At 42.7% G+C, this 11,373-nt stretch carries 11 protein-coding genes and 1 pseudogene; 7 read left to right on the forward strand and 5 right to left on the reverse strand.

Annotated elements, in window-relative coordinates; all coding sequences use genetic code 11:
- The 3 genes from JGK20_RS30465 to JGK20_RS30475 all read left to right on the forward strand — a co-directional run.
- On the forward strand, positions 1-195 hold a 195-nt coding region (locus tag JGK20_RS30465; protein WP_293233265.1), incomplete at its 5' end, for an aminotransferase class I/II-fold pyridoxal phosphate-dependent enzyme.
- Between the two features lie 251 nt (positions 196-446).
- The gene (locus JGK20_RS30470; protein ID WP_293233267.1) at positions 447-1,565 is read left to right on the forward strand and encodes an AAA family ATPase; all 1,119 of its coding nucleotides are present in this window, start codon (positions 447-449) and stop codon (positions 1,563-1,565) included.
- Positions 1,566-1,573: 8 nt separating this feature from the next.
- Entirely contained in the window at positions 1,574-2,539 is a 966-nt protein-coding gene (locus tag JGK20_RS30475) for a hypothetical protein (RefSeq protein ID WP_293233269.1), read from the forward strand.
- Between the two features lie 19 nt (positions 2,540-2,558).
- Here JGK20_RS30475 and JGK20_RS30480 read toward each other — a convergent pair.
- A pseudogene (locus tag JGK20_RS30480) lies at positions 2,559-3,108 on the reverse strand (Uma2 family endonuclease).
- Positions 3,109-3,299: 191 nt separating this feature from the next.
- Between JGK20_RS30480 and JGK20_RS30485 the strand changes: the two are divergent.
- Positions 3,300-3,944 carry a Uma2 family endonuclease gene (locus JGK20_RS30485; RefSeq protein WP_293193443.1) on the forward strand — a complete coding sequence of 215 codons (645 nt, stop codon included), beginning with the start codon at positions 3,300-3,302 and terminating at the stop codon, positions 3,942-3,944.
- Positions 3,945-4,084: 140 nt separating this feature from the next.
- Here JGK20_RS30485 and JGK20_RS30490 read toward each other — a convergent pair whose 3' ends face one another.
- Together JGK20_RS30490 and cofH are read right to left on the reverse strand one after the other, a co-directional pair.
- The gene (locus tag JGK20_RS30490) at positions 4,085-4,690 is read right to left on the reverse strand and encodes a hypothetical protein (RefSeq protein ID WP_293174443.1); all 606 of its coding nucleotides are present in this window, start codon (positions 4,688-4,690) and stop codon (positions 4,085-4,087) included.
- A 3-nt stretch (positions 4,691-4,693) separates the two neighbouring features.
- The gene (gene cofH, locus JGK20_RS30495; protein ID WP_293174446.1) at positions 4,694-5,875 is read right to left on the reverse strand and encodes a 7,8-didemethyl-8-hydroxy-5-deazariboflavin synthase subunit CofH; all 1,182 of its coding nucleotides are present in this window, start codon (positions 5,873-5,875) and stop codon (positions 4,694-4,696) included.
- 117 nt (positions 5,876-5,992) lie between these two features.
- Between cofH and JGK20_RS30500 the strand changes: the two genes are divergently transcribed.
- Positions 5,993-7,207 carry a glycosyltransferase gene (locus JGK20_RS30500; RefSeq protein WP_293174449.1) on the forward strand — a complete coding sequence of 405 codons (1,215 nt, stop codon included), beginning with the start codon at positions 5,993-5,995 and terminating at the stop codon, positions 7,205-7,207.
- Between the two features lie 188 nt (positions 7,208-7,395).
- Positions 7,396-9,171: a glycosyltransferase family 39 protein gene (locus tag JGK20_RS30505; RefSeq protein WP_293174452.1), complete on the forward strand. Its 1,776-nt coding sequence runs from the start codon at positions 7,396-7,398 to the stop codon at positions 9,169-9,171.
- A 320-nt stretch (positions 9,172-9,491) separates the two neighbouring features.
- Here the strand turns inward: JGK20_RS30505 and JGK20_RS30510 are convergent, their stop codons facing one another.
- Positions 9,492-9,902 (reverse strand): hypothetical protein, encoded by a 411-nt coding sequence (locus JGK20_RS30510; protein ID WP_293195644.1) that lies wholly within the window; start codon positions 9,900-9,902, stop codon positions 9,492-9,494.
- A 151-nt stretch (positions 9,903-10,053) separates the two neighbouring features.
- Between JGK20_RS30510 and JGK20_RS30515 the strand changes: the two genes are divergently transcribed.
- Positions 10,054-10,311 carry a helix-turn-helix transcriptional regulator gene (locus tag JGK20_RS30515; protein ID WP_293195646.1) on the forward strand — a complete coding sequence of 86 codons (258 nt, stop codon included), beginning with the start codon at positions 10,054-10,056 and terminating at the stop codon, positions 10,309-10,311.
- A gap of 295 nt (positions 10,312-10,606) precedes the next feature.
- Here JGK20_RS30515 and JGK20_RS30520 read toward each other — a convergent pair whose 3' ends face one another.
- Positions 10,607-11,212 carry a DUF3318 domain-containing protein gene (locus tag JGK20_RS30520; RefSeq protein ID WP_293193440.1) on the reverse strand — a complete coding sequence of 202 codons (606 nt, stop codon included), beginning with the start codon at positions 11,210-11,212 and terminating at the stop codon, positions 10,607-10,609.
- Between the last annotated feature and the right edge of the window lie 161 nt (positions 11,213-11,373).

The following is an 11,373-nucleotide window of genomic DNA, read 5'->3' on the forward strand; positions in this document are numbered from 1 at the left end:
GTGTGGGTGAAAACACCGAATGGTTTGTCGAGTTGGGATTTCTTTCAAAAGTTGCTAGAAACTTGTAATGTGGTGGGAACACCTGGTTCTGGTTTTGGTGCGGCGGGCGAAGGTTATTTCCGTATTTCGGCGTTTAATAGTCGGGAGAATGTGGAGGAAGCAATGAGACGAATTGTGGAGAAGTTTAAGGTGTAAAACGGCGAGAGATAAGTCTTTTTGGGGGCGGGCAAGATGCCCACCCCACAAGAAACTTGATGTATTGTGGAACAGGCATCTTGCCTGTTTCTTTGGGCGGGCAAGATGCCCACCCCACAAGAATTTATTAATGTGTTGTGGAACAGGCATCTTGCCTGTTCCTGAAAATAGTAAAAAATGTGAGTTATAATCTAAAATGATTGTGGCTCAGCGTTTCAATAAAGAATACCAGCCAACACCAGGAGTTTTTTATGCACTTACTACGAGTTCAAGTTCCTGATTTTCGGGGATTGAAAAATATAGACATCACTTTTGAAAAGGATTTTGTTCCTAGTATTTTTCCGCTGGGAAGCCAAAATGGCGGCGGTAAAAGTACGCTGTTACAGTTAATTTTTGTGTTGCTACACTGTTCCGGTGATGAGGATAAAAAACCATTTTTACAAAATCTGCTTCAAGGATTTAAAATTCATGACGGCGAAGACAAAAGAGTCTTAGCTATTATTGACATTTGGGATGGACAAAAAAATGTTAATCTTGAATTTTTTTCGGAAGAATGTTCACCGTCAGAAGCGATGGTTGATTTTAATGAAGATATAAATTCAGAGGATAGCATCAATCTATGTTATTATTCAAACGCTCAAAAAAATAATCAAGAGCTCAATACAAAGCTACTATGTCATTTGACTCATCAAAGTAAAGATCAAGCAAAATCATTATTACATAAGATATCGCGTCAAATTTTTCTAGCTGCTCCATCCACGCAAATTTTTCTATTTCTTCCGCCGGATTCTAGGAAACTATTATTTAGCAACTCAAGTAAGGCGGATAAGAATTATTACGGGATACTTGCATCTGCAAGATTAGAATTAAAAGGTTTGTTTACCTATGATTTTCTTGCTGTAAACCTACTTATTAAATCATTTAAAGATGCTCGCGATCGCGACTTCAGAGAAGCGATAAACACAGGCGGCTATGGGAATAGCTATCAAACTCTAATTAACGACTTAAATCTGCTATTAGCAAATAAAAGGATAAATTTAAATGAAGATTTTTCGGGAGTCAATTTTAAATTGGATAAGAATGGTGAAACTATAGAACTATATCCCGAAGATTTGAGTCACGGCGAACTCAAAAGACTTAGCATTTATATATGGCTCAAGTCCCGTAACATAAAAGATGCTATTGTTTTGATGGATGAAGTTGAAATTGCTTTTCATCCAGATTGGCAATATCAAATTATATCTGATCTCAAAGAATGGGCTCCCAGCAATCAATATATTCTGGCAACTCACTCCTACGCATTGTGTGAAGCTTTGACACCTGCTCATGTTAAAGAAATTGAGCCAAAATTGATTAAACAAGAATCTTAAGATTACAAATGAGTCTTAGTTCAGAACAGCTAAAAAAATGGTGCGAGTTTATTTTGAAATCTCGCAAAATTCAAAACAAAATTGTGGTATTATGCGAAGGTGCTTCTCCGAAAATACAGGGTAGAGAGTCACCTCAAGCTTATAGGGCAATGGAGCAAATGCCGGATGCCAATTTTTATAAGGCTTGCATTCCGGCATGGTGGAGACAGAATAGACCGGAATTTTTTAATTGTGGCGATCGCAAAGATGTCATAGACACCTACTTTACTCTTTTAACATTACATAAACAGGATAGCACTAATTCGTATCTAGATTGCGATCGACTTTTTGCAATGATAGACTTAGATTTGCACTTGCAAGCGATTGAGAATTATGTCTTTACAGATACAGAAGCAATTTTTTGCAACCTTTATGAAAAATCTCAGGTACAAAAGCAAAATGTAGCACAGCACCGGATTTGGATTACAGGTTTGATTCATAAAGAAGCATACTTTCTGACACCGGAACTTCAATCATTATTTGATGATTATCCTAATTCTCCGATTTATCAAGAAAATCTAGTGTCACTCACGAATATTTATAGTGATATGGCTGATGGAATTAGTAGCGATGGAGATTTGCAGTTGAACTTAAAGAGAGCATTCGATCGCATAAATCATTGTTCGGGATTGAATTGTACGCAATTAGACTTAGATAAATTTCAGGATTCATGGAAACATCAGTTTCAAAACACGACTGATGCAACCCAGAAGCATGAGTTAATCCTAGCTTTGCTGACAATTAAAAAAGCAAAGGATTATTGGAAGCAAATTAAGCCACCCGGTGACTGGAGTGGGGATGAGAAAAATTTTAGAGAGCAACTATCGTTAGAGATTGGGAGATTTTATTCACAGCAAAGTAGTGATGTCAAGTCTCATATTCCTTTTTTTTTCAAAGCATTGCATGAGTCAGTTTTAACAAAACACCTCAATTAGAATTTTGTAAGATATCAGATTAAACTAAACCAGCTTGAAAAATCTGGTTTGTCAGGTTTAAATCAGGAAATGCTTGCGAAACAATCCGGTCATTATCTCGAAACTTGAAGATTTGATATTCACCATCAACCAAGTTACAGACAGAAATTGTCGGTTGTTTCGGATTGCCAATAAAATTGCGTCCACCCAACGCAGCATAATCGACAATCCAATATTCAGGGATACCCATTTCCTCATAATCAGCATATTTCAAATAGTAATCATCGCGCCAATTCGTTGACACAACCTCGATCGCCAAAGGTATCGATGCACCCAAACTGAGGATAGATTGTTTTTGCCACAATGGTTCATTCACAAGGTTTGCACGGTTCAGCACCAACAAATCGGGGCAATAACCAGAATCTTTTTCAGGAGGTCTAACTATAGCTGATAACTTCCTCGTGTTCGCCTACTGGTTGTGCCATCTCAACAATCTCTCCATTATGCAGTTCGTAGCGTACCGTCGCATTTTCAGGTAGCGACTCTACAAATTCCTCGAAGTTTACGAGTTTGGGTAAAGTTTGAGTCATAGGTTTTTAAAATGACTGATAATACTAATTATACCAAATCTGGCTTTGATGTCTAGCAATCATAAATCTGCGATCGCGAATCTCTTCTCGTTGCCCGTGCTACACTCAACAGATATCTTCAAAAACTCTTGTGGGGTAGGCATCCTGCCTGCCTTTGGCAGAAACTTAACAACTAGCTCTCAATTCAGCTTATGATTGTTATCGCTCCCGTCCTCAAACCTATTAGCCAGATTCAGCTTACTCCCGGTAGTGTCGTAACTATTCCCAATATAACTTGGCTCGAATTCGAGTCGATTTTGGAAGAATTGGGAGAAAAGCGATCGGCACGAGTTGCTTACAGCAAAGAAACTTTAGAAATTACGGTTTCCTTACTAGAATGCGAAATAACGAAAGATTTAATCTCTGATATTGTCAAAATTTTACTCAAGTCTGCGGGTAGAAGATACGAACCATTTGGTTCTACTACTTTCAAGCGGGAAGGTGCAGCGGGAATTGAACCTGATGCTTGCTTTTATATTCTAAATTATCAGCGGATGATTAGTCGTCGCCGACTTTTGCCGGACGATCCGCCGCCGGATTTAGCAATTGAAACGGATGTAGCTTCTAAAACTACGATCGATGCTTATCTAGCTATTGAAGTTCCAGAAGTCTGGGTTTACGACAGCGGCAGACTTCGCATCTATTTGCTGCAAGAAGGAGAGTATGTAGAATCGGATATTAGTCCGAATTTTCCAGGAATTGCGATCGCCAAACTGATTCCTTCTACAGTGGAACGTGCTTTGCAGGTAGGAAGTTGTCAAGCGCTAGAAGAATTTGAAAGTGCGATCGCCCGATAGTCCCAAACTTTAAATCGCGATCGATCGTTGACTTTTAATGAAATCCTAAATGTCCGTTAGCGAAGCCCTCGAAGAGGATCGCACTTTACCAACTGAGTCAAAAGAGCGTTAGCGAAGCCCTCGAAGAGGATCGCACTTAATCACCCATCTTGTACCATCCAAACTAGCATTCCCAAAATTTGCTCCAGCGGAACCAAGGCATAATCATTAAGATCCAGTGATACAGTTTTTTCCTCCAATTTAAGAAATCGCCACTGCGTACCGTTGCTAACACTCCCATAAACAACAGGAATTGGTTTTCCCTTCGCTTCATTAAACTTCTGCATTGCTACCATTTCGGCAATACACTGTCCAATTCCTGTTTTTAAATCTGCTTTTTTAGCTTCAACAACTGCGACTGCTGGTGCTTCAATTTCTAACATTTCTGAAGAGCGACTAATCAAGAAATCACAAATTCCATTCAGTCCTTGTTTGAAATCTACGGTAAAGTCTTCTCCCGAAAACAAGCTAATCTTCTCCTGCAAAATCTTTCTGACTTCGAGCAGTACGGGGGTAATAATCATTTCCGATCGCGCTTTTTCACTTCCTGTCGCCACAGCTACGGGTAAACTGTGCGCCAAAAAATCTGTCAGGGTTGCACTTGGAGCGATCGGAGTTATTTGCGGTAGAAATCGCGGGCCTTCTACAGTTGTTAATCCAAAGGCTTGTTTGACTTTGACAATTGTGGTGAACTCGCTGTAAGACATCGCTCAATTTCTCCTAATACCTATTGGCGCCATTTTTTCAACCCCCACAGGTCGATAAATTGTATCCCTTTGCTGATAATCTCGCCCCAAAGAACTAATCGCATTTTGCAAATCTTCTACAGATTGACAACCGCCGCCAACCGCACCTGCCATCGTGGTAATGTGTTCTTCCATCAATGTGCCGCCGATGTCGTTGCAACCCCATTTTAACGCTTCTTTAGCTCCGTCTAAACCTAATTTCACCCAACTCGGTTGGTGATTGGAAATCGTATTTCCCAAGAAGATTCTCGATACTGCGGTGAGCAACAATGTATCTGCTAAAATTGGTTGATCGCGGCCGACTCGACTGCGTAAAGGGGCTGGTGCTTCTTGCCCGACAAAGGGCAGTAAAATGAATTCTGTGATGCGAGCTGGATAGTTGTTGTTAATGGCACTTTGTTGGAGCGATCGCACTTTTTCTAAATGCAAAACCTGCTGCCCTGCCGTCTCAATATGCCCGCAAAGCATCGTACTCGTTGTCGGCAAACCTAAGCTGTGAGCAGTTCCTACGATTTCTAGCCAAGTTGCCGAATCTAGTTTTTCCGGGCAAATCACCCGTCGCACCGCATCGTCGAGAACCTCCGCCGCAGTACCAGGTATCGAACCGACTCCCGCATCCCGCAATGCCGAAATTACATAGCTGAAACTAAGACGATCTTGTCTGGCAATAAATTCTATTTCTTGGGGCGAAAAAGCGTGCAAGTGTAACTGCGGAAATTTATCCTTAATAGTTTTCACTAATTGCAGATAATAAGGCAAAGATCCGCCATTAAGCTTTGCTTGAAGATTTAAGCCGCCCTGCATACAAATTTCCGTCGCACCCCGCTGCACTGCATCTGTTGCCTTGTCCTGAATTTGGGCTGTATCTAACCAAAAAGCGCCCTCATCTCCGTCGTCGCGGCGGAATGCACAGAAACTGCAATGCTGCTCGCAAATATTGGTGAAATTAATATTGCGGTTGATAACATAAGTAACAATATCGCCTGATTGTCGGTGGCGGAGCAAGTCAGCGGTTGTTTGAATAGAAGCGATCGCATCTGGCTCTCTTTGCTGCAAAAGTACCAATGCCTCTGCGCTAGAGATGTTATAAAGTTGTAAAGCGCGATCGAGAATTGCATCAACAGTTTTATTTTCCGATTCAGTCACAAAATCCACCACTAAAATTAACGGCTTTTTATATCTTAACAAATCAACTATGGACGAAACAGATTCTAAAGTATAAAGTCGTAAAAAAACATCTTTTCATTTTAAGAAACGGTAACTATGAGCGTCAACGAAGCAAATCACCTGTTGCCAGTGCCGTCTGGGCCTTTGCAAATTCCTGCTGTAGGGACTTGTGGTTCAACTTTTGCAGAAGATACACAGCCAATTTATTTTTCCTTGGTGATTCCCACCTACAACGAGTGCAAGAATGTCAAAAGTATTGTGGAACAATTGAGCAAGTTGCTTGATGGCAGCATTCCCGGCAACTACGAATTAATTGTAGTCGATGACAACAGCCCCGATCGCACCTGGGAAGTTGCCCTGTCCCTGACGGCCGAATATCCGCAATTGCAGGTGATGCGCCGGGAAGACGAGCGTGGACTTTCGACAGCGGTAATTCGCGGGTGGCAGGCTGCTCGGGGCGAGGTTTTGGGTGTCATCGATGCCGACTTGCAGCATCCGCCGGAGACGCTATTGCAGCTTTTAGCAGAAATTCAGCGGGGGGCAGATTTGGCCGCTGCGAGCCGCCACGTAGCCGAGGGCGGGGTGAGCGACTGGAGCGTTGTCAGGAGATTTTTGTCGCGGGGCGCTCAAACTGTTGGATTGATTATACTGCCTGGAGTCGTCGGTAGAGTTTCCGATCCAATGAGCGGCTATTTTATGGTGCGTCGCAGTTGCATTGCCGGCCAAACCATGAATCCTGCGGGTTACAAAATCTTGATTGAAGTGCTCGGTAGGGGCAATATCCGCTGGATTGGAGAAGTTGGTTATGTATTTCAGGAGCGGAAAGAAGGCGAGAGCAAAGTTACTGGGAAACAGTATATTGAGTATTTGCGACATTTGTTCATATTGCGGTTTGCCCGCTGGCCAGTGGGTAAGTTTCTGCGATTTGGCATCGTGGGTTTCAGCGGTGTGTTTGTCAATATGGGGGTTTTGTACGTGCTGCGAAATAGTCTGCATTTGGAGCTGACTCGCAGTCTAATTATTGCTGCTGAATTAGCAATTATTAGTAATTTTTTGTGGAATGATTTGTGGACTTTTGGGGACATTTCTAAGCGGCAACCGGGAAATCGCCAGCGTTTCAAACGCCTGTTGAAGTTTAATACAATTTGCTTGATGGGTTTGATTTTGAATGTGCTGCTGGTTAATTTGATGTTTAATGTTTTTGGCATCAATGAATATTTGGCTAATTTAATTGCGATCGTGGCTGTGACTCTTTGGAATTTCTGGATCAACATGAAGCTGAGCTGGCGGGTAACGGAAGTTGACAGTTGACAGTTGATAGTTGACAGTTGACAGTTGATAGATGAAACGCGATATTTTTAGACTGTTTACAATTGACCGCAGACAGGAAGGCTTTTAAACAGTTGATAGTTGACTGTTGAGAACTCTCAACTATCAACCCTCAATTATCAACTATAATAACTTTTCTTCCCTATGCCTTGGAATGAATCAATTAATTAATGATTAAATACAGACAACTGTTGCTGTTATTGCTGTGGACGGCGATCGCCCTAATGCTACGTTTTGCCAATTTGGACTCGAAACCGCTGTGGACGGATGAGTTTTCGACTCTGGTGTTTAGTTTGGGCAACAGTTTTCGCGGGGTGCCGATCGATCGCCCGATCGCACTTTCGACTCTACTACAACCGCTGCAATTGGGCCCGGATGCTGGCATTGCAGATGTTCTCAAGCATTTGCTGGTGGAAAGCAACCATCCGCCAGTGTATTTTATGGTAGCCCACTGGTGGATGCGGCTGTTTGCACCGACTGAGGATAGTTTAGTGTGGATTGGGCGATCGCTTCCGGCATTATTAGGAGTGATTTCAGTTCCAGCTATCTACCTTTTAGGCAAATTTGCGTTCAATTCTCGTTTAGTCGGTCAATGTGCGGCTGCGATGATGGCAGTTTCTCCCTACGGCATTTATCTCGCTCAAGAAGCCCGCCATTATACCTTAGCAATTTTATTAGTTATTGCGTCTCTTTTTTGCTTGACAGTAGCTGCAAAAAAGCTGCAACAGCGCGCTCCAATGCCTATCTGGACGGTGCTATTTTGGATAATTGTTAATTGTTTGGGAATTGCGGTTCACTACTTTTTTGCCTTGACTTTGTGTGCGGAAGCCATAGCATTGATTGCTGTAATCTGGCAGCAGTTTTATGGAAAATTGGCGCTTTCAGAGAGTCAGCAGCCGAATATTTGGCAATTTCAAATCCTCTGGCGGCTTTTCGCAGTAGCGCTGGGGACTGTAGCGGGCGGTTTAGTATGGCTACCGATATTTTTGTCGAATAAATACGGTAGCGAGCTCACGAATTGGATTGTCAGTGGCGATCGCACATTTGTAGATTGGATTGCGCCGATTTTCCAAGCTTTGGCGGGATGGATCGCTGTGATATCGCTGCTTCCGGTGGAATCGTCAAATCTGGCCGTGGTGGTTGGATCTGCGATCGTAATGGCAATATTTTTGATCTGGGTGCTTCCCATCCTGTTTAACGCTGTGAAAAATGCCTTAAAAACCACCGATACTCATTTAGGTACTGTTATTTTTGGCGGATTTGTGCTAGGAGCAATTTTCCTATTTTTCAGCTTTGCATACATTCTAGGAATTGACCTAACTCGCGGCCCTCGATACAATTTCGTCTACTTTCCGGGAGTGATATTAATATTAGGAGTAACTTTAGCATTTATTTATGACACACCTACAATAAAAACTCGATGGTTTAATTTACCTGCTGTAGAATTTACTGGCAAAAAAGCAGTTCTGCTAATTTTAGTAATGGGTTTTGTCAGCAGTGTAACAGTAAATTCCAATCTCGGCTATCGCAAATATTACAAACCAGACTTGTTAATTCCGATTATCCGCGAAGTCTCGCAAGTTCCCGTGTTAATTGCTACTACTCAAAAAACTCATGTAGAAATAGGAGAGTTGATGGGGATAGGATTGGAATGGGAAAAGAGTCAGAAGGAAGAAGGAAGAGGGAAGAAGGAAGAAGGAAGAGGAAAGAAGGAAATTAAAGCCTTTGATTCTCCACAGTTTCTTTTAGTTAAGCAGAGAAGGGAATCGCCGGAAATTGTGGCAGGGATACTTGACAAGACACTCAGTCAATTGGAACGTCCGCTAGATTTGTGGTTAGTAAATTTTCGCGCGCCCGTAAATTTAGCAGCACAAAAGTGTCAGATTGAATCTCGCGACTTGTCACCTGTTGATGGTTATGAATATCAAGTTTATCACTGTTCTTAAATTACCATTTATTCCTCAAATATCCCTAAATCCCCCTTAATAAGCAGGGCGATTTTATTATCGTCAGACAAATTAGGTACGTAGTTGCGCTTCAGCGCTCTTAATAATATCAGGAAAAAGCGCCCAAGCCCAACTAGGCAGCGCAGTTTTAAAATTAGGTACGTTGTTGCGCTTCAGCGCTCTTAATAATATCAGGAAAAAGCGCCCAAGCCCAACTAGGCAGCGCAGTTTTAAAATTAGGTACGTAGTTGCGCTTCAGCGCTCTTAATAATATCAGGAAAAAGCGCTTTGCAGTACAATCAGGAATGTTCGATCGAACGCTAACAGTCAGCGGCAAAATACTTAATTAAGACGCTCATCACTTCACCTCGATTTTGAGTCGGAACAAACGGACTCCAGTCAGTAGCGCAGGCAAAATTATCGCGATGAAAAGAATGAATGACGCGGGAAACAACAGGGCGAGAACTGATAATGAACAGTTTCAAGAGTTCTCGGTTAACTGAATTGGGCAAGTTTGGTTCCTTAGCAGGGCGCCCAATGAGTTCGGTAGTTGGATTTTCTGTCCCAATCTCGAAAGCAAGTATTAATTCGGTATTGGGTAGCAGTTGTCGGATGACTTTCAGGGAAGATTCTGCTTCGCTGCGGCTGCGAAATTGTCCGATGGGTAAGCGCTGAAAGTTGGGCAGCAGTCGGTAAATAATCCAGGAATTCGTAGTTTCTGGGGTGTTCATGGCTGTATTCTAAATTGGGTATGTTTGCCCACAGGAAAGTGACAGACTTGCACCTTTGATTTTTAGTGCATTCTGTTTTGACTATGGCTGTGCCTACCGCAATTAATTTAATCGCTCAAATTAATCACTTAAAGTAGACTGCTATAATAATATGGTAAAAAAAAGGCAACGTCAACGGCAACTAGAAAACGAGTTGCCTTTTCGGAGACTGCGAGAGGACGCTAACTTGAGCCAAGAAGAGTTGGCTGTGCGGATGGGGGTGTCGGCTTCGTCGGTGCGGCGATGGGAAAAGGGAGACGAACCTACGATGACTATTCGGCAAATCAGGGATTTTTGCCGTTTGGTGGGGGTATCTTTTGATGAGTTGCCGGATTATCTCAGTCGGTGGGTAGATGAGGAGGAGTCATAGGAGGTCGATCGGGCGATCGCGCTTTCGCTTAAAATAAGTACGTTACTGAAGCTGATTAAGACGATGAAAGTGCAAGTTTTGTCAGTTAAACCTGCGACATAAGCAGTTAATCTAGAAACTCGTCAAAGGGCGATCGCAATTGTTGAGAAATTACCAGCAGCTATGCTGGATGAGGCAGTTAAGTTTCTGGAATCTTTGTCTGTTAAGGCTAATTTGGTTGAATAGCGATGTTTTTTTGCAGTACGGGCGATTCCCTACGGGATAGCTTCGCTCGCGCGTACTTTCGATGTTTTTTTCAATCCTGTCTGACGCTATCGGGCACGCCCACCGCCGAAATACCCGATATCGCCCTTAAATTTTGACACCGAATCAACTCGTTAAAATCCAAAGTACGCTGTTCTATCTGCGCCACAGATTCGATCGCACCCAGCAGATGTCCCGCCGCCTCAGATTCACTGTAACCGCGCCTTCCCGCCACCCGAATCGCCGTTTCATCAGCATCTAGCTCTACTTGCGAACTGCGGTTGTCGCGCCAAATTCGAGTCATCGCCAGCCCCGTCAACCCACCGGCGATCGCAATTCCGATCGCATCTCCCTGCAACAATTCTACAACAGTGCCGAGAATACCCGCCACAGCCGCCCCTTGATAAATATCCGGCTTAAACCACTTGAAATTGCCCAGAAAACTTACAGTACGCAATAGCAGTAAATCCCGCTGCGGCTTAGATAGCAGGCGCCACAAATCAAAATTAATATAAATCGGGCGAGATTGATGCCAAGGTAAAGGAAAATCGCAATTAATTACCGTCGATTGTTGAGGTTTATTAATAATTTTACAAGTCATGCGGCCCGAGGCGGGCATCACATCTAACAGGCGGCGAATTTCTGGTTCTGGATTCATAGATTTTTGGGATAATTGGTAATTGGTAATTGGTAATTGGTAATTGCAAAAAAAACAATCTTATCTATCAGAGACTCGTAGGGGCGGGTTCACCAACAATATTTAACTCCCATCAATAACCTACATAAACCCGCCCCCACACAACCAATAAACTACATCAA

It is taken from the genome of Microcoleus sp. PH2017_05_CCC_O_A (genome assembly GCF_020738785.1).
In the GTDB taxonomy this organism is placed as follows: Bacteria; Cyanobacteriota; Cyanobacteriia; order Cyanobacteriales; family Microcoleaceae; genus Microcoleus.